We start from the raw sequence: 22,055 nt of genomic DNA on the forward strand, positions 1-22,055 counted from the left end.
TCATCGCTCCCTGACCAGCGCGGCGTACGCCCCGCCGTGTGCCACCAGCTCGTCGTGCCGCCCGCGCTCCACGACCGTGCCGTGCTGGAGCACGACGATCTCGTCGCTGTCGCGGACCGTGCTCAGCCGGTGCGCGATGACGACACAGGCGCAGCCGCGGCGCCGCAGGTTGTCCATGACGGTCAGCTCGGTCTCGGCGTCCAGCGCGCTGGTCACCTCGTCGAGGACGAGGATGCTCGGCCGGCGCACCAGCGCCCGTGCGATCTCGAGGCGTTGACGCTGGCCGCCGGAGAAGTTGCGGCCGTCCTGCTCGACCCTGCTGTGGATCCCGCCGGGCCGGCGCGCCACCACGTCGTACAGGGCCGCGTCGCGCAGCGCCTCCACCACGGCCTCGTCCGGGATCGACGGGTCCCACAGCGCCACGTTGTCGCGGACCGACCCCTCGAAGAGGAAGACGTCCTGGTCGACGAAGGAGACGGAGGCGGCCAGCGCGCCGCGCGGGATGTCCTCAAGGCGCTGTCCGTCGATGCGGATCACGCCCTCCCAGGGGGCGTACAGGCCCGAGATCAGCCGGGAGACGGTGGACTTGCCGCTGCCCGAGCCGCCCACCAGGGCGACCTGGCGGCCGGGGCCGACGGTCAGGTCGAAGCCGGTGAGCAGGGGCTTGTCCAGCGGGCTGTAGCCGAAGCTGATGTTCTCCAGTTCCACATGCCCCTGCAGCCGCCGGGTGGAGTCGCCCGCGCCGGGCCGGGCGTAGATCGGGTCCGCCTCGAAGTTCTCCACGTCCTTGAGGCGGGCCACGTCGGCCGCGAAGTCCTGGATGCGGCCCGCCACGCCGTTGAGCCGGGTCAGCGGGGCGGTGAAGCGGGTGACCAGGGACTGGAAGGCGACCAGGAGGCCGACCGAGATGCCCCCTTCGACCGCCCGCATGCCGCCGATCCACAGGATCAGGGCGCTGTTGACGGTGGCGAGCGTCGGGGCCACCACCCCGAGCCAGGCGCTCGGCACCCCGAGCCGCTGCTGTTCCTCCAGCGTGCTCGCGTGCTGCCCGGCCCACCTGCGGAAGTAGCCGTCCTCGCCGCCGGTCGCCTTCATCGTCTCGATCAGCTGAAGGCCGGTGTAGGAGGTGTTGGTGAGCCGGGCGGTGTCCGCGCGCAGCTTCGCGGTCCGGGTCGCGCGCAGCCGTACGACGAGCCGCATGGCCACGATGTTCAGCAGGGCCACGCCGATGCCCAGGAAGGTGAGCTGGACGTCGTAGGTGTAGAGGAGCACGGCGTACAGGACGACGACCACGGCGTCCACGCCGGCCGCCGCGAGGTCGCGGGCCAGGGTCTCGGCGACCTGGTCGTTGGACTGCAGGCGCTGCACCAGGTCGGCCGGGCTGCGCTGGGCGAAGAAGGTCACCGGCAGGCGCAGCAGGTGGCGCAGGAAGCGGGCGCTGGAGAGCGTGGAGGAGACGATGCGGCCGTGCAGCAGGTTCGCCTGCTGCAGCCAGGTCAGCACCAGGGTGAGCAGGACGCAGGTGCCCATCGCGGCGAACAGCACGGTGAGCAGGGAGGTCTGGCCGCCAATGAGGAACAGGTCGATGTACTGGCGGCTGAGCGCGGGCACCGCCGCGCCGACGACCACGAGGAGGAGGCTGGCCAGGACGGCGGCCGGCATGGTGCCGGCGGTGCCGCGCAGCCGGGCGGGCATGGCGCCGAGGATGCCGGGCCGGCGGCCGCCCTTCTCGAAGCCGTCGCCCGGTTCCAGGACCAGGACGACACCGGTGAAGCTGCCGTCGAACTCCTCCATCGGCACGAACCGGCGGCCCTTGGCGGGGTCGTTGATGTAGACGCCCCGGCGGCCGAAGCGGCGGCCCATGCCGTCGTAGACGACGTAGTGGTTGAACTCCCAGAACAGGATCGCGGGACCCTGCACGTCGGCGAGGGCGGCCAGGTCCATCTGCATGCCCTTGGCGGTGAGACCGTAACTGCGGGCCGCCTTCAGCAGGTTGCTGGCGCGTGAGCCGTCGCGGGAGACACCGCACGCGATGCGCAGCTCCTCCAGCGGGACATGGCGGCCGTAGTGGCCGAGGACCATGGAGAGGGAGGCGGCGCCGCACTCGACGGCCTCCATCTGGAGCACGGTGGGCGTACGGACCGTCCGGCCGCGGCCCTTGGGGACCGGACGCTTGGGCGGCGCGGCGCGCCGGCGGCCGCGGGTCTCCTGGGCGGTGGTCACGGGAGCAGCCAATCGACGGGACGCTGGTCGGCCAGCCGGATCGAACCCGAGGCCAGGGTCATGGAGTCGAGCTTGAACGGCGGCCCGTCCGCCGAGGACCACCGGTAGCCGCTCTTCGTCTTCTTCGAGGTGTCCAGCCGGACCAGTACGGCCACCGGGCGGCCCTTCTTGGTGAACTGGTCGCCGAGCTGGCTGTCGCCGAGGAAAGCCGAGATCGACTGGGCCGACTGGGCGGCGCGGTCCACCGACCGCACATGGCCGCGCAGCACGCCGTACTCCTGCGTCGACACCGACGACACGGTCAGGTCGACCGGGGCGTCCGCGGGGATGGACGAGGCGTTCTCGGCGGGGACGTAGACCGTCGCGTACAGCGGGTCCGTGGCGTGGGCGACCTTCTCCACGGCGGCGACGTTCGTACCGGTCTGGATGATCTGCCCGATGGTCGCGGCGAGCGCGCTGATCCGGCCGGCGGCGACCGTGCGCACGACGGAGTCGCCCTGGCTCGTGTGCACCTTCAGGACGGGGGAGTTTGCCGGCAGCCGCTCGCCCTGCTCGGCGAGGACCGCCGTGACCTGCCCGGCGACCGGGCTCTGCAGGATGTAGCTGCCCTGCCCGTGGGTGAGGATGGCCTGCGCGCTCACCGTGGAGGCGACCGAACCGGTCACCGCCCACACCGAGGCCGCCGCCATCACGACGACGGAGACGGACAGCGCGAGCCAGCCCTGCGGACGGGCGAACCGGACCGGGAGATCCAGCTCCTCCGGTGACTGGAGCTTGGCGAGGGCCTGTTGGCGGAACTGCACGGAACTTCCCTCACCTAGCGGAGAGACTGGGGTGTTTCAGAACGCCCGAGAGCCCCGGGGCCGGGATCCGGCTCCGGGACTCAGCGGCAACGAGGTGCGATCAGAGACCGGCGACCAGGTTGGTGACCGGCTGGGTGTTCAGGCCGGTGACACCCTCGACGGTGCCGACGACCGTGTTGACCAGGCCGGAAACCGGGGCAACGCCGTCCACCAGGCCGGTGACGGTGCCGACGGCGTTCAGGGACAGACCGCCGGAGACGTTGTCGAGCTCGGCGTCGGAGATCTCGACGGTCTCAACCTGGGGGGTGGAGTTCATGATGGAACTTCCCTTCATATGGATATTCACAAGGGGGAGAGCGGCCCCCCGACGCCCTTCAGGGACGAACACGGCCCTTGGGGGGACGAGCGGACGGCCGCGACCGCGAGCGCCGGACGCCCGTTTCCGGAAGCCCTTCGCGGCCCGCGGTGCGATGGATCAAAGCACGCCCACGGGCCGCGCCTCCAATCAACCATGCGTCTCACCTGGGAACTTGAGTCCCGCAAGGGCGCAACCGTGCAGGCGCGCGCACCGCTTGTCGGCGACTCCTTCACAAGGCGCACGACTTCACCCCTGCCGCACCGCTTGCCCACCCGGCGGCGAATCCGGCACTCCGGGCCAAGGGCACGGTGAGGGGCGCGCGATTGTGCAGATCCGCCGCTTCCCGTGACCCGCTTGGGTATTGGATGTGCAGATTCCCTGAAGCAATGATTCCAGTCCGTGATCGCGACGGACCGTCAATGATCGGTTGCTGACCGTGTCCTTCTGTTCGGCCGACGGTGGGCGGGGTCAGCCCAGGAGTGCGTACACCGTGCTCGCCCGTGCCGCGACCGCCCCCGACCGCTGATCGCTCATCGTGATGTCGGCGAACGCCATCCGGCGGCCCAGTTTGGTCAGCACCGCTTCGATCAGGACATCCGAACCGGTCACCGCGCGCTGGAACGAGGTCGACTGCTGCACCGTAGTCATCGGTACGAAGCCGCCCCTGGCCGCCGAGACCGCGATCACCGTCGCCGTGTCGGCCGCCGCCATCAGCGCCTGCCCCGACAGCCCGCCGCCCTCCCGGGACAGCCGGTCCGACCAGGGCAGACGCAGCACCGCCCGGTCCTCGCCCAATGCCTCGACGGCCAGCCCGAGATCGAGCACCCAGGGGGCGAAGTTGGCGGAGAGGATCTTGTCGGCTTCGGCGGTGGTCATCGTCATATGGGGGATTGTTCCCGGGCCGGCCGCCCGGCACGCGCACCTCCTCCCCCACGGGCGCGCCATGGCCGATTCATCACCAGGTCAAGGAAGTTGGCAAACGGAATTGAACGCACCACGTGACCCGCCCGTACCTATGGCCATCCAGGCGCCGCTCACGAACGACTGCCCCGCAACGGCAGACACTCCGTCCCTTGGAGGTCGAGAAGTTTGAGTCACAAGCGAATTCCGAAGCGCAAGGCCGCTATCGCGGTGGGCGGTGTCGCCGCGCTCGGAGCTGCGGCGTTCCTGCTCCCGATGGCCAACGCGTCCCAGGACAACGCCTCCGGCGCCACCGCTGCCCCCAAGACCCTGAAGGCCACGGGCGCCTCGAACCTCGCCGCGCAGCTCCAGACGCTCCTCGGCCAGGCCTTCGCCGGGTCCTACTACGACAGCGCCAAGCAGCAGCTCGTCGTCAACGTCGTCAAAGGCGACAACAACGTGATCGCCCAGGCGGAGCAGGCCGGCGCGGTCGTGCGCCAGGTGCAGAACAGCACCTCGGCACTCGAGGCCGTCGCCAAGACACTGAAGACCAAGGCGACCATCCCGGGCACCGCCTGGGCCGTCGACCCCAAGACCAACAAGGTCGTGGTCAGCGCCGACAGCACCGTCACCGGCGCCAAGTGGGACACCCTGCAGTCGACGGTCCAGGGCCTCGGCTCGAACATGGCGACCCTCAAGAAGTCGTCGGGCACCTTCAAGACCCTCGTCTCCGGCGGCGACGCGATCTTCTCCCAGGTGCAGAACGGCACCGTCCGCTGCTCCCTCGGCTTCAACGTCACCGCCTCGGACGGCAGCCCCGCCTTCCTGACGGCCGGTCACTGCGGTGTCGCGGCCAAGGACTGGTCCGACTCCGAGACCGGCCAGCCCATCGCCACCGTGGACCAGGCCCAGTTCCCCGGCAACGGCGACTTCTCGCTCGTCAAGTACAACGACGCCACCACCCAGACGACCAGTGACGTCAACATAGGCAACGGCCAGACCGTGGCCATCAACCAGGCCGTCGACGCCACCGTCGGCGAGACCGTGTTCCGGATGGGATCCACCACCGGGCTGCACGACGGCCAGGTCACCGGCCTCGACGCCACCGTCAACTTCCAGAGCGAGACCGACCCCAACGGCGTCGACACCGTCACCGGCCTCATCCAGACCAACGTCTGCGCCGAGGCCGGCGACAGCGGCGGCTCGCTGTTCACGCAGGACGGCGGCGCGGTCGGCATGACCTCCGGCGGCAGCGGCGACTGCACCTCCGGCGGTGAGACCTTCTTCCAGCCGGTGACCGCCGCCCTGCAGGCGACCGGCGCGACCCTCGGTGACGCGGGTGCGGGTGCGGGCGCGGGTGCCGGTGCCGGTGACGCCAGCGCCACGGCCGACCCGTCCGCCACCGCCGGGGACGGGACCGGAGCCGGCGACCAGGCCGGCGGTGACCAGATCGGCGGCACCGCCGACCCGTCCGCCACGGCGGGCGACCAGAGCGGCACCGGGGACGGGACCGGCACCGGTACCGGCGACCAGTCCGGCACGGGTGTCGGGACGGGCACCGGCGACCAGTCCGGGACCGGCGCGGACAACACCTCGTCGTCCCACTGACCGACCCCGCGCACGGCCTGCCGGCGGTTCCCCGCCGACGGTGCCCGGTCCGGCCCTCCCGCCGGAGGGACGGACCGGGCACCGTCGGCGCCGGTCAGCCGCCGGCCTCGGCCCGCAGCAACAGCACCGCGACGTCGTCGACACGCTCCTGCGCCGCCGCACTGTGCCGCACGAGCGTGTCGGCGAGCCGGTCCAGGGGCTGGTCGCCGTTCTCCGAGAGCAGTTCCCCGAGTCCGACCAGGGCGTCCTCGATGTCCACGCCGGGGGATTCCACCAGCCCGTCGGTGTACAGGGCGAGCACCGAGCCCGGTGCGAGCGACACCTCGGTCGTCGGGTACGTCGCCTCCGAGTCGATGCCCAGCAACGGGCCCCCGGCCAGGTCGAGGACCCGCACCCGCCCGTCCGGACGTCTCAGCAGCGGCGGCGGATGCCCCGCCCGCGCCATCACCGCGCGTCCGCGCTCCGGGTCCAGCCGCAGGTACAGACAGCTCGCGAACAGCTCGGCGCCGGAGTCGATCAGCAGCCGGTTGGTGCTGCGCATCACCTCCTCCGGCGCCTGCCCGACGCTCGTGAAGGCCCGTACGCCGGTACGGATCTGGCCCATCAGCCCGGCCGCCGTCACGTTGTGCCCCTGCACGTCCCCGATCACCGCCGCGGCCAGCGGCCGGGTGGGCACCAGGTCGTAGAAGTCGCCGCCGATCTCCATGCCGTGCATGGCCGGCAGATAGCGGGCGGCCGCCTCGATACCGGCCGGCGGGGCCAGCGAGCGCGGCAGCAGGGCCGCCTGCAGACCGTGCGCGAGCTGGTTCTTCGCGTCGTAGAGCACGGCCCGCTCCAGCGCCTGCGCGATCAGCCCGCCGAGGCTGGTGAGCACGGCACGCTCGTCGGCCGGGAAGGCGTGCGGCTCGGCGTAGGCGAGGACACAGGTGCCCACCGGGCGGCCCGACGCGATCAGCGGCAGGTACGCCCAGGCAGCGAACCCGTCCGGGGTGTCGTGCCGGTCCGGATACAGCCGCACCAGCTGCTGCCTCGACTCGAAGAACGCCGGCACGCCGGTGTTCAGGACATGGGTACCGGGCGTGCGTTCGGCCAGCGGGAGGCCGTCGAAGCGCTCCACGGTCCGCGGCTCCTCGTACCCGCGGTGCCCCAGCACGTGCAGCCGCCCGCCCCGCGCGCCGAGCACCACCACGGCCTGACTGCCGACGGACGGGGCGACCTCGTCCGCCACCAGCTGCACGACGTCCTGCACCCCGACGGCCTCGGTCAGCGCCCCGGCCAGACTCAGCACCTGTGAGATGGTGACCAGCCGGTGCGCCGGCGCGGAGTCCGCGCGCGGTGTCGTCCCCACCACCTCGGCGACCGCCCGTGCCCGGCTGATCCGGGTGGTCAGCCCGGTCGTGCTCGGATACATCCGGAACGACAGCCAGTCGCCCGGCGGCCGCAGCGCCACGAACGACGTCACATGCTGGCTGAGCAGCGCCGCCCGGTAGCGGTCCTCGTACATCGGGTCGTTCAGCCACGGCACCGACACCCACGGCTGGGTGCCCAGCAGATCGTCGACGCGCACACCGAGCAGTTCGGCAGCCGCCCCGTTGGCGAAGGCGACCCGGCCGTGCAGATCGAGCGAGACGAGCCCGTACGGCAGCCGCCCCACCATCCGCGCCGCCTCCACCGTGCCGAACGTACCCGCCACCCCCGACGGGGGTGCCGCCAGCAGATCGGGTTCGGTGCGCAGCGGACGGTTCTCCCGGGCGACCCGCTCCAGCCGCACCGCCAGCCGGTCGCACGCCGAGGTCAGCGACTCCCGCTCCCGGTCGGACAGCACCGTCGGATGGGCACCGGGCCAGGTCACGTACACCGCCCCGTACAGGGTGTCCGCCGTCGCCACGGGGAGCGCGGCCAGCGCGAACGCGTACGGCAGCACCACCGCGATGCGCGGGTACCGGCGGGCCATGTCCTCCTCGCCGCCCACCCACACCAGCCGCCGGTCGCGCGCCGCGTCCGCGACCGGGATCGGCGCGCTCAGCCCGACCCGCTCCCACGGCGCGGCCAAGGCCCGGGGCAGCCCCGCCGTCACCGACATCTCCAGGACCGGCTCGTCGGCCGCGAGCAGGTAGACCGCGCCGGAGTGCGCCTGGACCTCCTCCATCATGGCGGCCAGCGCCAGCGACAGCAGCGGCTTGCCGGAGCGGCTGCCGGCGGCCGCAGGCACCCCGGCGTCGGGCTCCGTTCCGGCCGGAGGCGCCCCCATCCCGTCGGACACGCCCGACCACCTCCTCGTCCGGCCGCGCGTCGCGTCCTCGGGATCAAGGCTCCCTCGTGGCGGCGACCGGCGCACGGCGAGAGCCGCGCGGGCCCCCGCACCGGGCCGGCCCGGGCTACCCCGTTCGCCCCGGCACATTCCCCGGCAGCCGAAGCGCGGGGCGGGGTACGAGCGCCGGGCGTGCGCCCCCGCGCACCCTGATGGCCGGATCTTCGCGCCCACGCAAGGTGGACGGCGCCAACAATGGGGCACGCGTTCCACACCTTGAACGGAAGAACCGACGGATGTCTGGTTGAGGGGGCGGCGGTGATCCGGGTACTTCTGGTGCACGACGTGTGTCTGGTGAGATCGGTCCTGGCGGAGTGGTTACGCCGGGAACCAGGGCTGAGCGTGGACGACACGCCGTGGCACGGCGCGTGGGGGCGGGTCCGGGCGGTGCGGCCCGACGTGTGCGCGGCGGACCTCGACAGTTCCGGCACCCACGGCGTGCCGTCGCTGGCCGACCTGCGCCCGGCCGAGCCCGGTGCGCCCGCGCCGCGGCTCGTGGTGCTTGCCGGCGCGAACAGGCCGGGACTGCTGAAGCGGGCGGCCGAGGCGGGGGCGCTCGGCTACGTCGACAAGGCGGGCGCGCCGGAACGGCTGGTGCAGGCGATCCGGCGCGCCGCCGAGGGGGAACGTTTCGTCGACGACTCGCTGGGCTTCGGCTTCCTGCGGGCGGCCGAGATCCCGCTCACCAGACGGGAACTGAGCGTGCTGGAACTGGCGGCCGGCGGGGCGTCCATCGCGGAGATCGCCGGCAGCCTGCACCTGTCGCACGGGACCGTACGCAACTACATGGCGGCGATCACCCGCAAGACCGGGGCCCGCAACCGCGTCGACGCGATCCGGATCTCACAGGGCGAGGGGTGGCTGTGACCCGGCGGTCTCGCCGGGCGCCACCAGTTCCCGGTAGAGGGCGCAGGTCCGCAGCAGGTCCTCGTGGGTGCCGTAGGCCGTGCGGGGGCCGTCCATCACCAGGATCCGCCGGGCCCGGCGGGCCGAGTCGATGCGGTGCGCGACGACCACCAGCGTGCCGCCGGGCCGGGTGGCGAACGCCGTCTCGGCGCGGGCCTCGGCCTCCGCGTCGAGGTGGCAGGTCGCCTCGTCGAGAAGGGCGAGCGGGGCGGGGGAGAGGTAGGCACGGGTGAGCGCGATCAGCTGCCGCTCACCCGCGGACAGCGCCGCCGGCCGCACCGGGGCGTCCGGACCGCCCAGCCGGTCCAGGAGCGGCGTGAGCCCGACCGTCTCGGCCGCGGCCAGCAGTTCAGGACCCGGGACGGGGTCCGGGCGCAGCAGCCCCAGGTTCTCGGCGAGGGTGCCCGTGCAGACGTACGCCTCCTGCGGGATCAGCACCCGCAGGGCGGCCGCCCGCACCCCCGGCACGGGATGGCCGCACACCCGGACCGCGCCGTGCGCCGGGTGCAGCAGCCCGGCGGCCACCGCGGTCAGCGTCGACTTGCCGATCCCGCTCGGGCCCACGACGGCGAGGTGACCGCCGCACGGGACGACGAGGTCGAGCCCGTCGAGGACGGGGGTGCTCGCCGGGCCGTAGGCGAAGGTGACGGCGGAGAACGAGAGAGCGGGGGCGCCGGGGGTCACCTCCGCGGCCGGCGTCGGGGACGGGCCGGGATCCGGGGGCGGGCGGAGCCTGCGCAGGACGACCGTGAAGCGGGTCCCGCCGGTGCCCAGGCCGTGCACCAGGTTCTGCAGGGCGGGCAGCAGGGACTGCGTGACGTAGGCGAGCGCGCCGACCAGGGCGCCCGCGGTCACGCCGTGGGCGAGCAGCCAGGGCGCGGCGGCGAGCAGCAGCACCGGGGGCAGCTGGCCGCCGACCGCGAGCGCCGCCACCCGCACGACGCTCCAGCGGGCCAGCGCCCGGGCGGCCCGGAACTCGGCGTCCACCCGCCGCCCGGTCTGCGCGGCGACCTGTTCCTCGGCTCCCGCCGCGGTGACGTCCCGCAACCCCGGGCCCACTTCGCCCAGTTCCGCCGCGAGCGCCTCGTCGGCGGTCAGGAAGGCCTCCTGACGGCGGGCCAGCGGGCGCAGCGTCGCCGCGAACAGGGCCAGCCCGGCGACCAGCGGGGGCAGCACCACGAGCAGCAGCGGCGGTGCCAGGGCGCACAGCCCGGTGAGCGCGCCGGCGGCCGTGAACACGAACGACCGGGACACCAGCACCAGCCCGGCGAGGGTGTCCCGGGCGATCTCCGCCTGCTGGGTCAGCCCGGACAGCGCCCCCGGGTCGGCCTCCCGCACCCCGCGCGCGACCACCCCCGCCACCAGCCGGTCCCGCACCGGCTCCACGAGGTCGGCTACCACTTCGTACACCCGCCGGGTCCCGTACGCCCCCGCCACCACCGCGCCCGCGGCCGCGGCCAGCCACCACAGCCCGGTCCGCGGGTCCCCGGCCAGGAACCCGGCGTCGAGCGCGCGGGCCAGGGCGTAGCCGAGCAGAAAGGTCTGCCCGGCCTCCAGCAGCGACCAGCACACCAGGCGCACCGGCACGGCCCGGCCCGCCCGGAGCAGCGGGGCGGTCACCGGGCCGCGCCCTCCGCCGCGCGTGCCCCGAACACCGCCCGGTACTCCGGGTCCCGCCACAGCCGCGCATGGGTTCCCACCGCCCGCACCCGGCCGCCGTCCAGCCAGGCCACCGCGTCGGCCCGGGCCGCGGTCGACGGGCGGTGCGCGACGATCAGCCGGGTCGGTCCCGGGCCGGGCGCCAGCAGGGCCGCGGCGACGCGGTGTTCGGTGACGGTGTCGAGACTGGAGAGGGCGTCGTCGAGTATCAGCAGCCGGCCGGGGTGTGCGAACGCGCGGGCCAGACCGAGGCGCTGGGACTCGCCGCCGGAGCGGGGGGCGTCGGTGAGCCGGGTCGCGAAGCCGGCGGGGAGGCGGCGGATGTACGTGTCCGCCTGTGCCTTGGCCGCGGCGGCGCGGATCTCGGCGGGGGAGGGGGTGGTGAGGCCGAGGGCGATGGTGTCCGCGACGGTCCCGCCGAGGAGGGCCGGGCGGGCGAAGGCGCAGGTGACGGCCCGGCGCAGCTCGTCGTGGCGGAGCGCGGGCAGCGGGACGCCGTCCAGCAGGACCTCCCCGGCGTCCGGATCGGCCAGCCGGCCCGCGAGTTCGGCCAGCAGGGACTTGCCGGTGCCCGAACGGCCGACGACGGCGAGGGCGGTGCCGCCGGGGACGTCCAGGTCGACGCCGTCCAGTACCGTGCGGCCGCCCCGGCGGGCGGTGACCGCGCGCAGCTGAAGGCGGCCGGGGCCCGGCGGGAGCGGGCGGGTGCCGTGGGGCGGTGCGGGAAGGGCCAGCACCTCGGCGAGGCGGCTCGCGGAGGAGCGCGCCCGGGCGGTGGCGGCGAGCTGTCCGACCAGCACGCCGACGCCCGTCGCGAGGACGGCGTAGCGGGAGGCGGCGAGAACCTCGCCGACCGAGATCCGGTGCCTGGCGAGCAGCAGTCCGGCCATGGCCACGACCGCGAGCTGGAGCAGCGGGCCCACGGTGACCGCCTGGGCGGCGGCCCGGCCCTGCACCCGCCACATGCGGTGCCCGGCGCGGGCGAGACCGGGCAGCGGGCGCAGCACGCGCTCCGCCTCCCGGGCCTGGAGACCGGCGGCCACGATCGTCCGGTGGCCGTCGACCGCCTCCGCCAGCGCCGTCGCGATCCTTCCCTGCGCGCGCTGGTACTCGGCCACGCACGCCGAGGTGTCCCGGGTGAACGCCCGCAACAGCAGGGCGAGTACGGGAGCCCCGGCCAGGAACACGGCCGCGAGCCACGGGTCGACGAGACCGAGCGCGACCACCCCGCCGACCGGACCGGCGAGGGCCGCGAGGAGCGCGGCGAGGGCGGCGGGCCCGGTCCCGGCCTGCGCGGCGTTCCCGACCAGCCGGGCGGCCAGGTCCCCGGCGCCGAACCGGGCCGCCGCGCGCGGGCCCAGCGCCAGCACGTGCCCGGTGACCCGCTTGCGCAGCCCGGCCGTGGCCCGCGCGTCGACGGTCCCGGCGAGCACGCTCGCGCAGCCGTCCAGCAGGGCAAGGAGCAGCACCAGGCCGGCGGCGCGGGCCACCCACGCGGTTGCCGGGGCGCCCGCCAGCAGCAGGTCCAGGGCGTGGCCCAGCACCGCGGGCAGCAGCAGCCCCGCCGCCGTGGCCGCCGTACTCGCCAGGCACAGGGCGGCGCAGCGCGCCCCGGCGTGGCGCAGGGCGGTGCGCATCGGATCGCGGTGCGGGGGTCGGGTCATCGCGGCAGCCCTCGTATCGGCGAAGGCCCCGGACGGACCCCCTCCCGAAGGAGGGGGCCGCCCGGAGCCGGTGTCGTGGTGCCGGTCAGAGACAGAGCAGGACGCTCGCCGCCGAGACGCACGACAGCAGGCTCACCGTGCTGGCGCCGCCGCCGTCGTGACCTTCCTCGGACTCCATCGTCTGCAGGTCGAGCAGTGCCATAGCGTGTCCTTTCCGGGGACCGAGCGGCCCCCCGGGTGTTGTCGGGGACGGGGTTGTGTCACGACCGCGCCGAAGCGCGCGGCCGCGTTCTGGGGGCCGCCGGTGGCGGCGGGAGGAACGGCAGGTGGGCGGCGCGGTCGCCGTCGAGGGCGGCCGTGAGCGCCAGCAGGCACCCGGCGGTTCCGGTGGCGAGGTCCATGGAGAGCCGCATCATCTGGTGACCGGGGAAGGCGAGTTGGCCCTGGTAGGCCATCGCGAGCCAGCCGAGTCCTTCGACCTGCGCGGCGAGCCGGTCCGGGTCGGCGCCGGTGCGGGCGAGGTGCAGGATCATGCCCGCGCGGCCCTGGAAGAGGCCAGGCTGGGCGTAGAAGCGCGAGGTGGCGGCGGTGCGGATCGCGGCCCGGGCGCGCTCGAAGTCGCCGGTGCCGTCCGTCCCGTGGGCGAGCCAGTCGTCGAGCACCATGCCGATCCCCGCGCTGCCGTCGCCGAGATACGGCAGCGTGCGCCAGCCCTCGTCGACCTCCAGGCCGCCGCCCTGCTGCACCGCACAGCGGTCCAGGTCCCGGCGCAGCGCCCGCCCGGCCGCCGCCAGCAGGCCGGCGTCGCCGGTCCGTTCGTGGCGGCGCAAGAGGAACAGCGCGGGCCCGGTCGCACCCCGCAGCAGCCCGGCCCGCCGCCGGGGCGTGTCCGGGAGCGGTTCGGCGAGCCGTCCCAGGAGGATCTCCGCGGCCTCGGCGGCCCGCTCGCGCAGCTCGCTCTCGCCGGTCGCGTCGGCGAGGGAGTCCAGGACCAGGCCCAGACCGGCCAGCCCGCCGTGCAGGTCGGAGGAGAGGCTGCGCCAGTTCTCCCGGAGGACGCCGTCCACGAGGTCCAGGGCGCGTTGCCGGTGGCCGAGCAGGTCGAGGACGTGGGCGACGCCGGCGAGACCGTCGTACAGCCCGAGCGGGGTGCCGGGCGGCGGGGGCGCGGTGCGGTCGAGCAGCCAGCGCTCGCCCTCCTCGTACCGGCCGGCGCCCGCCCGGTCCAGGGCGTACAGCACCCCGGCCGCGCCGTGTGCGAGGCCGAGGCCGCCGCCGTCCCCGAACTGGGCGATGTCGCCGGGGAAGAGCCGGTCGTCGCGCCCGGGGGTCGCGGAGGCGAGGATCGCCTTGGCCATCGAGTCCCTGCTGTGCGGCCACTCCGCCGGTACGACCGGACGCGCGGCCGGGGCGCCCCGGGTGATCTCCGCGACCGCCTCGTCCAGGAACTCCCGCGGCACGTCCGGGAACTGACCGGCGATCACGTCCGCGAGATGGGCCGCCTTGCCGCGGTCCACGACGAACAGCGAGGTCACGGGCAGGAACAGCGCGAGCCGCAGACAGGCCAGGGCGTACCGGTCCACCTCGGCGCCCCTGCGGTCCGGCGGGGCGAAGAAGCCGGGATGGGCCACCACCTGACGGCCGTTCTCCCCGACGGGGGCGGCCGCCTCGAAGTCGATGAGGAACACGGACTCCTCGTCGGGGCCGACCATGATGTTGAAGACGTGCAGGTCGTTGAAGACGATCCCGCGCGCGTGCACCGCCGCCACGGCCTGCGTCACCTTCCGGTGGATGCGCAGCGCCCAGGCCGTGTAGTCACGCACCGCCCCGGGATCCGGGTCCGCGGTGAGCAGCGGATGCCGTTCGGCGAAGAAGGCGTTGAGCGGTCGGCCCTCCAGGAGGTCCATCACCAGGAACCGGTGCTCGCCCAGGGTGAACCAGTCCCGGACCTCGGGCACCACCCCGGTGCCGGCCACCGCCTCCAGGGCCGCCTTCTCCCGGCCCAGCCGGGTGACGGCGTCCGCGCCGTCGGCAGCGAGCCCCGCGTGCGGCCGCCCCTCCTTCAGCACCACCCGCCGCCCGTCCCGGGTGTCGGTCCCGGCGTACACCCCGCCGCCGTTGGAGAAGTGCAGCGCCTTCTCGATCCGGTACGGCAGCTCGCCCACCGTGGTGGCCTCCCGCGCCGCCAGCTGCGGCCGCAGGAACTCGGGCAGCGTCACCCACTCCGGCACGTGGAAGGCCGGCGTCCGCCGGTCCGGCACCGGCCTGCCGGCCCCGTCCCGCACCGCCGTCACCAGCGCACCGCGCTCGTCGACGACGTACGTGCGCGCGAACGCGCCGTAGCGGACGTACAGCGGCCCGTCGTTCCAGCGCAGGTCGGTCAGGATGTACGGCCCCTCGAGGCCCTCCAGGAGCGCGCCCAGTTCGCGCAGCACCTCCTGGAGCCGGTCCTCGTCGGGCGGGTACACCGTGACGAACTTCCCGCTGGTGTCGCGGGCCGCGTACTTGGCGTTGCGCAGGTGCAGCAGATGCGGCCCCGGGACGAACTTGAACGGGATGCGGCGCGGTACGCAGTAGTCCCACACGATCGCCGCGATCCGCTCCGCGTTCGCGCGGGTGGCCGAGGAGTGGATCTTCCAGCCCTGGGCCGGCGAGGGCTGCGGCGCGCCGTCCGCGCCGAGCGGGGTCATGGTCAGCCAGTCCCCGGAGCGCGCCGCGCGCCAGCCCTCGGGCACCGGGCGACGCGCTGTGTCGAACAGCCGTCCCGTCCGCGGTCCGGTGCTCCCGAGCCGGTCCGGCGTGTCATAGAAGTGCCGGTCGGCCAGCGCGTACACCTCGTACCGTCCGTCCATCCGTGTCCCCCTCCGTGGGCCGGCCCCGACACTTCCAGGCATCGCACGGTCGCGGACAGTCACGTCTGTCACGAGAACGCCGTGCGGAACGCACGGGTCAAGACATGTTCGGTGGGTTTCGAGCACGTGGGCCCCCCGTCCTCCACGGAACGGTCACAGGGGCTGCGCAGACGCCTCATAAGCGCTGTAATGGCGGCGTGGTCAGTGAGGGTGCTGCGATACGCGGAACGAGAACGGATCGCGCCGAAATCGCCCTCGAAACGCTCACTGGCGAACCCGGCGCACCCGATCGGCTCCGTCGCGTGCTCGAACAGGCGCTGGTGTTCGCGGGCGCGGCCTTCGCCGGGGTGTACACACCCGGCGACGCCGGGTCCGTGCTGCGCCTCACCGAGTCGGCGGGCCTGCCCCGCACCCTGTACGGGCTGCGCGACGCCTACCCGGCGATCGGGCGGTCCCCGGCGGCCGAGGCGTACGCCACCGGGCGGCCCGTCTGGCTCGGCCCCGACGAGCTGGCCGACTGCCCCGAGGCGCGGCGGACCCCGTCACCGGAGTTCTGGCTGGGCACCCTGCCGCTGCCCGGCGGCGCCGGGCTCCTCGTCGCCGTCAGCGAGCGCGACGACGGGTTCGGCCCCGAGGACCGCGCCTGCCTGGGCCTGGTGGCCCGGACGATCGCCCTGCCCGCCCCGCTCCCCACGGCCACCGACACCGGCGAACTGCCCGCCGGCGCCTTCAGCCTCGCCATGGACACCGGCCGGATCGCGGTCGGCGACGGCATCCTCGACCTCTTCCGGATGGGCCGCGACGAGTTCGACGGCAAGGTCGAGACGTTGCTGGGCCGCACCCTGCCCGAGGACCTGCCCGCCCTGATGTCCGTCGTCGAGGCCGACCACATGTCCATCGGCGACCGCGAGCTGGAGTTCCGCATCCTGCAGCCCTCGGGCCCGCCCAAGTGGCTGCGGCTGCGCGGGCGGCTGGTGCCCGGCGGCGAAGGGCACCCGGCCCGGCTGGCCGGCACCGTCGCCGACGCCTCCACGCTCCGCTCGGACGTCACCGACGTGACCCGCGTGCAGCAGCTCGCCGCCGCCCTGGCCACCGCCCGCACGGTCAAGGACGTCGGCCAGGCCGTCGTCCACGCGCTGCGCGGGCCGCTCAAGGCCGACCGGATCGCCCTGGCCGAACTGGAGAACGACCGCCTGGTCGTCACCGTTCTCGACCCGCCCGAGGCCGAGTCCTGGCCCGAGGTGTGGCGCAGTGAGTGGCGCAGCGAGTGGCCCGACGCCCCGGTGCGGTCCATGCCCACCCTCGCCACCGCCCTGCGCGAGGGTCGCGCGCAGATCTGGCCCGCCCGGGCCGCCCTGGAACCCGCACTCGCCGAGGTCGGTCCCGGCGGCCTCGCCGTCCTCCCGCTGCCCGCCGGCGGCCGGATGGCCGGGGCCTGCCTGATCGGCTGGGACGCCCCGCACGACTTCGGCCCCGACGAACGCGCCCTGCTCACCGCCTCCGCCGGCCTCGCGGGCGAGGCCCTGATGCGCGCCCACGCCTTCGACGCCGAGCACGAACTCGTCGGGATGCTCCAGCGCGCCCTGCTGCCGCGCCGGCTGCCCCGGCTGCCCGGCGCCGAGGCCGTCGCCCGCTACCTGCCCACCACCGAGGGCGGCCTGGAGGTCGGCGGCGACTGGTACGACGTGATCCCGCTGACCGACAACCACGTCGCCCTCGTCATCGGCGACGTCCAGGGCCACAACGCGAGCGCCGCCGCCCTCATGGGCCAGATGCGCACCGCGCTGCGTGCCTACGCCGCCGAGGGGCACACCCCCGACGTGGTCGTCTCGCACGCCAACCGGCTGCTCCTGGACATGGAGAGCGACCTCTTCGCCACCTGCTGCTACGTCGACGTCGACATGGAGGACGGCACCGCCTGGTGCGTGCGCGCCGGACACCTGCCGCCCGTGCTGCGCCAGCCGGACGGCACCACGCGGATCGCCGAGACCGAGGGCGGCCCGCCGCTCGGCGTGCTCGGCCGGGCCGAGTTCCCGATGACCCAGCTCAGCCTGCGCCCCGGCACCGTGCTCGCGCTCACCACCGACGGCCTGGTCGAGTCCCCCGACGCCGACATCGACGAGGGCATGGAGCGCTTCGCCCGCAACCTCGCCGGCGCCGACCCGGCCCACCTGGGTCTGGTCGCCGACGTGCTGCTCGGCAACGCCCACCGCGCCGACGACGTCGCCCTGCTGCTGATGCGCTACGACGGCATGGCCGTCCGCCCGCTGCGGGAGAGCTGGACGGTGTGGCGGGTCCCCGAGGCGGCCCGGCACGCCCGCCGCTTCAGCAGGCGCACCCTGCGCTCCTGGGGCGTGACCGACGAGGCCATGGACGCGGCCCTGCTGGTCGTCTCCGAACTGGTCACCAACGCCCTGATCCACACCGACGGACCCGTCCGGCTCGACCTGACCCTGGTCGACCACCGGCTGCGGATCGCCGTCGCCGACGCCTCGCCGCGCAGTCCGGTGAAACCCACCAACATCGGCTGGGAGGCCACCGGCGGGCGCGGCATCCTCCTGGTGGAGGCGGTGTCCACCGCCTGGGGGACCGTACCGGCCAGCGGCGGCAAGCAGGTGTGGGCGGATCTCGTCCTGGCGGACTGACCCCCGCGCTCTCGACAGGCGGCGCGGCCCGACTCTCCTTAGTGTCCATGACGTGGCACACACCTTCGAAGAACTCGTGGCGAAGCACCGCGCGGCCGACGCGGCCCACGAAAAGGTCCTGGAACTGCGGGACACCTACGGGCCACCGGCCAGTCAGCAGCCGGGCGGCGCCCAGTCGCAGACCTATGAGACCGCCCTGCGCGCCTGGCGCGACCTCGCCCGGGACGAACTGACCGCGGTGAACGAGTACGCCCGCGACGAGGGCCGGTCCCGGGCCGAGATCGAGGCCGAGGTGGAACGCGCGGCGGCCTGGCCGGAAGGCTCCTGACCAGCAGAAAAAACGGACGAGACGCAGTTCCGGGGCACCTCGTGGTCACATGACGTCCGCGCCAAGGCCATACTGTCGTAACCAGTCAGGAAAACAGAAGAACGTCTCAACCAGATGTTCACCTATAAGGTGTAGCGAATGAAGGCTTTGGTGCTCTCCGGCGGTGCCGGCACACGGCTGCGGCCGATCACCCACACATCGGCGAAACAGCTCGTACCGGTGGCGAACAAACCCGTGCTCTTCTACGGGCTCGAATCCCTGGCCGCCGCGGGCGTCACCGAGGTCGGGATGATCGTCGGCGACACCGCCGCCGAGATCGAGGAGGCGGTCGGTGACGGGTCGAAGTTCGGCCTGGACGTCACCTACATCCCCCAGGACCAGCCGCTGGGCCTGGCCCACGCGGTCCTGATCGCCCGTGACTTCCTCGCTGACGACGACTTCGTCATGTACCTCGGCGACAACTTCATCGTCGGCGGCATCAGCGGACTGGTCGACGAGTTCCGCGAGACCCGCCCCGACGCCCAGATCCTCCTCACCCACGTGCCCAACCCGCGCGCCTTCGGCGTCGCCGAGCTGGACGCCGACGGCCAGGTCATCGGCCTGGAGGAGAAGCCGCAGGAGCCCAAGAGCGACCTCGCCCTGGTCGGCGTCTACCTCTTCACGCCCGCCATCCACGACGCCGTGCGCGCCATCAAGCCGTCCTGGCGCGGCGAGCTGGAGATCACCCACGCCATCCAGCACCTCATCGACCAGCGCGCCGACGTGCGCTCCACGGTGATCAAGGGCTACTGGAAGGACACCGGCAACGTCGTCGACATGCTGGAGGTCAACCGGACCGTCCTGGAGTCCCAGGAGCCGCGCATCGACGGCGAGGTCGACGAGGCCAGCCAGATCGTCGGCCGCGTGGTCGTCGAGGCCGGCGCGCGCGTCACCAACTCCCGGATCGTCGGCCCCGTCGTGATCGGCGCCGGGACCGTCGTCGGCGACTCCTACGTGGGCCCCTTCACGTCGGTCGCCGAGAACTGCCGGATCACCCAGAGTGAGCTGGAGTTCTCCATAGTGCTGCGGGACTCCTCCATCGACGGGGTGGGCAGGATCGAGTCCTCGCTGATCGGCCGGCATGTCGAGGTCACCCCGGCACCCGGCACCCCCAGCGCCCACCGCCTCGTTCTCGGAGACCACAGCAAGGTGCAGATCCGTTCATGAATCTCCTCGTCACCGGCGCCGCCGGCTTCATCGGCTCCACGTACGTCCGCGGCCTGCTCGCCGACACCGCCCCTGACGCGCCGCACATCACCGTGCTGGACAAGCTCACCTACGCGGGCACCCTGACGAACCTGCCCGAGTCGCACCCCCGGCTGACCTTCGTCCAGGGCGACATCTGCGACGCCGAGCTGGTCGACAGGCTCATGGCCGACGCCGACCAGGTGGTGCACTTCGCCGCCGAGTCGCACGTCGACCGCTCGATCGACGGGGCCGGCGCGTTCGTCCGCACCAACGTCGTCGGCACCCAGACCCTGCTCGACGCGGCGCTGCGCCACGGCGTCGGCCCGTTCGTGCACGTCTCCACCGACGAGGTCTACGGCTCCATCGAGACCGGCTCCTGGCCCGAGACCCACCCGCTGCAGCCGAACTCGCCGTACTCCGCCTCCAAGGCCTCCTCGGACCTGCTTGCGCTGGCCTTCCACCGCACCCACGGCCTGGACGTCCGCGTCACCCGCTGCTCCAACAACTACGGGCCGCACCAGTTCCCCGAGAAGGTCATCCCGCTCTTCGTGAGCAACCTCCTCGACGGCAAGAACGTGCCCCTGTACGGCGACGGCAGCAACGTCCGCGACTGGCTGCACGTCGAGGACCACTGCCAGGGCATCGACCTGGTCCGCACCGGCGGCCGGGCCGGTGAGGTCTACAACATCGGCGGCGGCACCGAGCTCAGCAACAAGGAACTCACCGGACTGCTGCTCGAGGCCTGCGGCGCCGACTGGGACCGCGTGGACCGGGTCGCCGACCGCAAGGGTCACGACCAGCGCTACTCCGTCGACTGGAGCAAGATCCGCGACGAGCTGGGCTACACCCCCAAGCACGACTTCACCTCCGGCCTCGCCGACACCGTCGCCTGGTACCGCGACAACCGGGACTGGTGGGAGCCGCTCAAGGAGCGCGCCGCCCTGGAGTCCCGCAAGGAGCAGGAGAAGCACTGATGAAGTGGCTCGTCGCCGGAGCGGGCGGCATGCTCGGCCACGACGTGGCCGAGGAACTCGCCCGCCGGGGTGAGGAGGTCGTGGCCCTCGGCCGCGCCGACCTCGACATCACCAGCGCCGACTCGGTGGCCTCGGCGCTCGCCGCGCACCGGCCTGACCTGGTGGTGAACTGCGCCGCGTACACCGCCGTCGACGACGCCGAGACCGACGAGGAGCGGGCCCTGCTGATCAACGGTGAGGGCCCGCGCCTGCTGGCCCGCGCCGCTGCCCGGCACGCCGCCCGCCTCGTCCACGTCTCGACGGACTACGTCTTCGACGGCGAGGCCCGCACCAGCCCGTATCCCGAGGACCACCCGACCGCCCCGCGCACCGCCTACGGGCGCACCAAGCTCGCGGGCGAGCGGGCCGTCCTGGCGGAGCTCCCGGGCGCGAGCGCGGTCGTCCGCACCGCCTGGCTGTACGGCACGCACGGGAAGAATTTCGTGCGCACGATGATCGAGCTGGAGTCCCGTCGGGACACCCTCGACGTCGTCGACGACCAGCGCGGCCAGCCCACCTGGAGCGCCGACCTGGCCGCCCGGATCGCCGACCTCGGCCCCCGCCTCGGCAGGGACGAGGGCGCGCACGGCGTCTTCCACGGCACCAACTCCGGCGCGGCCACCTGGTGCGAGCTGGCCCGTGAGGTGTTCCGCCTGCTCGGCGCCGACCCCGAGCGGGTCCGCCCCACCACCAGCGAGGCGTTCGTCCGCCCGGCACCCCGCCCCGCCTACAGCGCCCTCGGGCACGACCGGTGGGCCGAGGCCGGGCTGGAACCGCTGCGGGACTGGCGGCAGGCCCTGGCGGAGGGGCTGCCGCTCATCCGCAAGGAGATGTCCGCCTAGGCGACGCTCAGGACACCTCCGCAACGCGCCGCAGGGCGGCCGACGGCTCATCGAGCACGTCGGCCGCCCTGCGGCGTATCGGGCGGCGTCGGCGGGGCAGTGGGAACCCGCCCCGGCGGCCGGCCGGGCTCAGCCGTGGGTCTTGGCGAGCAGTTCCAGGACCTCGGCCGTGCTGCCGGACTCGCCGAGCCGGGGGAAGATCCGCTCGACGCTGCCCGTGTGCGCCTCGCCGTCGGCGTCGGCCATGGCGTCCGTGGCGAGCGTCACGTGGTAGCCGTGCGCGTAGGCGTCGCGGGCGGTGGACTCCACGCCGATGCTGGTGGCGATGCCGGTCAGCACGATCTGGGTGACGCCCCGGCGGCGCAGCTGGACGTCGAGGTCGGTGCCGTGGAAGGCGCTCCAGTTGTGCTTGGTGACAAGGATGTCGCCGTCGTGGCCGGACAGTTCGTCGACGACGACGTCCCAGCCCGCCGGGAAGGCGAGGCCGCGGGCCTGGCGCTCGGTGCGGCCCGGGACGGCGTCGGCGAAGTCGGCGGCGAAGGAGACCCGGACCAGGACGACGGGCAGGCCCTGGGCGCGGAAGGCGTCGGCGAGCTCCGCCGTGCGGGCGACCACCTCGGCGCCGGTGTGCGGCTGCGTGGGCATGCCCACGATGCCCTGCTGGAGGTCGATCACGACGAGGGCGGTGCGCGGGTCGAGGGTGCTCAGAGACATGG

General features: G+C 73.8%; 17 protein-coding genes. 7 read left to right on the top strand and 10 right to left on the bottom strand.

What is annotated here, in order from left to right; genetic code table 11:
* The 4 genes from ACFY0K_RS02740 to ACFY0K_RS02755 form a co-directional block, all read right to left on the bottom strand.
* Positions 1–2,223, bottom strand: a complete 2,223-nt coding sequence (locus tag ACFY0K_RS02740; protein ID WP_390638264.1) for an NHLP family bacteriocin export ABC transporter peptidase/permease/ATPase subunit — start codon at positions 2,221–2,223, stop codon at positions 1–3.
* Complete coding sequence (locus ACFY0K_RS02745) at positions 2,220–3,026, bottom strand: HlyD family efflux transporter periplasmic adaptor subunit (RefSeq protein WP_390638265.1); 807 nt, start codon at positions 3,024–3,026, stop codon at positions 2,220–2,222. Before ACFY0K_RS02745 ends, ACFY0K_RS02740 begins: the two co-directional genes overlap by 4 nt.
* A 100-nt stretch (positions 3,027–3,126) precedes the next feature.
* Positions 3,127–3,342 carry a type A2 lantipeptide gene (locus ACFY0K_RS02750; protein ID WP_093506685.1) on the bottom strand — a complete coding sequence of 72 codons (216 nt, stop codon included), beginning with the start codon at positions 3,340–3,342 and terminating at the stop codon, positions 3,127–3,129.
* A gap of 510 nt (positions 3,343–3,852) precedes the next feature.
* A complete protein-coding gene (locus tag ACFY0K_RS02755; RefSeq protein ID WP_351955135.1) occupies positions 3,853–4,266 on the bottom strand; it encodes a PaaI family thioesterase in 414 nt (137 codons plus the stop codon).
* A gap of 207 nt (positions 4,267–4,473) precedes the next feature.
* Here ACFY0K_RS02755 and ACFY0K_RS02760 point away from each other — a divergent pair, with 207 nt between their 5' ends.
* The gene (locus ACFY0K_RS02760; protein WP_390638266.1) at positions 4,474–5,892 is read left to right on the top strand and encodes a S1 family peptidase; all 1,419 of its coding nucleotides are present in this window, start codon (positions 4,474–4,476) and stop codon (positions 5,890–5,892) included.
* 94 nt (positions 5,893–5,986) lie between these two features.
* On the opposite strand, the gene ACFY0K_RS02765 is transcribed toward ACFY0K_RS02760, so the two are convergent.
* Complete coding sequence (locus ACFY0K_RS02765; RefSeq protein ID WP_390638842.1) at positions 5,987–8,143, bottom strand: SpoIIE family protein phosphatase; 2,157 nt, start codon at positions 8,141–8,143, stop codon at positions 5,987–5,989.
* A 318-nt stretch (positions 8,144–8,461) separates the two neighbouring features.
* Between ACFY0K_RS02765 and ACFY0K_RS02770 the strand changes: the two genes are divergently transcribed.
* A complete protein-coding gene (locus ACFY0K_RS02770) occupies positions 8,462–9,070 on the top strand; it encodes a LuxR C-terminal-related transcriptional regulator (protein ID WP_390638267.1) in 609 nt (202 codons plus the stop codon).
* On the opposite strand, the gene ACFY0K_RS02775 is transcribed toward ACFY0K_RS02770, so the two are convergent.
* The 4 genes from ACFY0K_RS02775 to lanKC all read right to left on the bottom strand — a co-directional run bounded on the left by ACFY0K_RS02775 (position 9,047) and on the right by lanKC (position 15,284).
* Positions 9,047–10,729 carry an ATP-binding cassette domain-containing protein gene (locus ACFY0K_RS02775; RefSeq protein ID WP_390638268.1) on the bottom strand — a complete coding sequence of 561 codons (1,683 nt, stop codon included), beginning with the start codon at positions 10,727–10,729 and terminating at the stop codon, positions 9,047–9,049. The genes ACFY0K_RS02770 and ACFY0K_RS02775 overlap by 24 nt on opposite strands.
* On the bottom strand, positions 10,726–12,432 hold the full coding sequence (locus ACFY0K_RS02780) for an ABC transporter ATP-binding protein (RefSeq protein WP_390638269.1): 1,707 nt from the start codon (positions 12,430–12,432) through the stop codon (positions 10,726–10,728). The genes ACFY0K_RS02775 and ACFY0K_RS02780 overlap by 4 nt, the downstream gene beginning before the upstream one ends.
* An 85-nt stretch (positions 12,433–12,517) precedes the next feature.
* Complete coding sequence (locus ACFY0K_RS02785) at positions 12,518–12,634, bottom strand: SapB/AmfS family lanthipeptide (RefSeq protein WP_093506696.1); 117 nt, start codon at positions 12,632–12,634, stop codon at positions 12,518–12,520.
* Between the two features lie 58 nt (positions 12,635–12,692).
* Positions 12,693–15,284, bottom strand: a complete 2,592-nt coding sequence (gene lanKC, locus ACFY0K_RS02790) for a class III lanthionine synthetase LanKC (RefSeq protein WP_390638270.1) — start codon at positions 15,282–15,284, stop codon at positions 12,693–12,695.
* A 197-nt stretch (positions 15,285–15,481) separates the two neighbouring features.
* Here lanKC and ACFY0K_RS02795 point away from each other — a divergent pair, with 197 nt between their 5' ends.
* The 5 genes from ACFY0K_RS02795 to rfbD all read left to right on the top strand — a co-directional run bounded on the left by ACFY0K_RS02795 (position 15,482) and on the right by rfbD (position 21,339).
* Positions 15,482–17,929: a SpoIIE family protein phosphatase gene (locus ACFY0K_RS02795; RefSeq protein WP_390638271.1), complete on the top strand. Its 2,448-nt coding sequence runs from the start codon at positions 15,482–15,484 to the stop codon at positions 17,927–17,929.
* 52 nt (positions 17,930–17,981) lie between these two features.
* Positions 17,982–18,257 carry a hypothetical protein gene (locus ACFY0K_RS02800; RefSeq protein WP_390638272.1) on the top strand — a complete coding sequence of 92 codons (276 nt, stop codon included), beginning with the start codon at positions 17,982–17,984 and terminating at the stop codon, positions 18,255–18,257.
* Between the two features lie 138 nt (positions 18,258–18,395).
* Positions 18,396–19,463, top strand: a complete 1,068-nt coding sequence (locus ACFY0K_RS02805; RefSeq protein WP_390638273.1) for a glucose-1-phosphate thymidylyltransferase — start codon at positions 18,396–18,398, stop codon at positions 19,461–19,463.
* Positions 19,460–20,458, top strand: coding sequence for a dTDP-glucose 4,6-dehydratase (gene rfbB, locus ACFY0K_RS02810; RefSeq protein ID WP_351955126.1), 999 nt, complete (start codon positions 19,460–19,462; stop codon positions 20,456–20,458). The genes ACFY0K_RS02805 and rfbB overlap by 4 nt, the downstream gene beginning before the upstream one ends.
* Positions 20,458–21,339, top strand: a complete 882-nt coding sequence (rfbD, locus tag ACFY0K_RS02815; RefSeq protein ID WP_352362841.1) for a dTDP-4-dehydrorhamnose reductase — start codon at positions 20,458–20,460, stop codon at positions 21,337–21,339. The genes rfbB and rfbD overlap by 1 nt, the downstream gene beginning before the upstream one ends.
* 129 nt (positions 21,340–21,468) lie before the next feature.
* Here rfbD and ACFY0K_RS02820 read toward each other — a convergent pair whose 3' ends face one another.
* Positions 21,469–22,053, bottom strand: a complete 585-nt coding sequence (locus ACFY0K_RS02820; protein WP_390638274.1) for a hydrolase — start codon at positions 22,051–22,053, stop codon at positions 21,469–21,471.
* Positions 22,054–22,055 lie beyond the last annotated feature (2 nt).

Source organism: Streptomyces sp. NPDC001507 (assembly GCF_042894765.1).
In the GTDB taxonomy this organism is placed as follows: domain Bacteria; phylum Actinomycetota; class Actinomycetes; order Streptomycetales; family Streptomycetaceae; genus Streptomyces.

Excerpts from the sequence above, each read along its gene's own strand:
- ACFY0K_RS02750 (WP_093506685.1), bottom strand. The coding sequence starts at position 3,342 with ATGAACTCCACCCCCCAGGTTGAGACCGTCGAGATCTCCGACGCCGAG.
- ACFY0K_RS02755 (WP_351955135.1), bottom strand. The coding sequence starts at position 4,266 with ATGACGATGACCACCGCCGAAGCCGACAAGATCCTCTCCGCCAACTTC.
- ACFY0K_RS02765 (WP_390638842.1), bottom strand. The coding sequence starts at position 8,143 with ATGGGGGCGCCTCCGGCCGGAACGGAGCCCGACGCCGGGGTGCCTGCG.
- ACFY0K_RS02780 (WP_390638269.1), bottom strand. The coding sequence starts at position 12,432 with ATGACCCGACCCCCGCACCGCGATCCGATGCGCACCGCCCTGCGCCAC.
- ACFY0K_RS02785 (WP_093506696.1), bottom strand. The coding sequence starts at position 12,634 with ATGGCACTGCTCGACCTGCAGACGATGGAGTCCGAGGAAGGTCACGAC.
- lanKC (WP_390638270.1), bottom strand. The coding sequence starts at position 15,284 with ATGGACGGACGGTACGAGGTGTACGCGCTGGCCGACCGGCACTTCTAT.
- ACFY0K_RS02805 (WP_390638273.1), top strand. The coding sequence starts at position 18,396 with ATGAAGGCTTTGGTGCTCTCCGGCGGTGCCGGCACACGGCTGCGGCCG.
- rfbB (WP_351955126.1), top strand. The coding sequence starts at position 19,460 with ATGAATCTCCTCGTCACCGGCGCCGCCGGCTTCATCGGCTCCACGTAC.
- rfbD (WP_352362841.1), top strand. The coding sequence starts at position 20,458 with ATGAAGTGGCTCGTCGCCGGAGCGGGCGGCATGCTCGGCCACGACGTG.
- ACFY0K_RS02820 (WP_390638274.1), bottom strand. The coding sequence starts at position 22,053 with ATGTCTCTGAGCACCCTCGACCCGCGCACCGCCCTCGTCGTGATCGAC.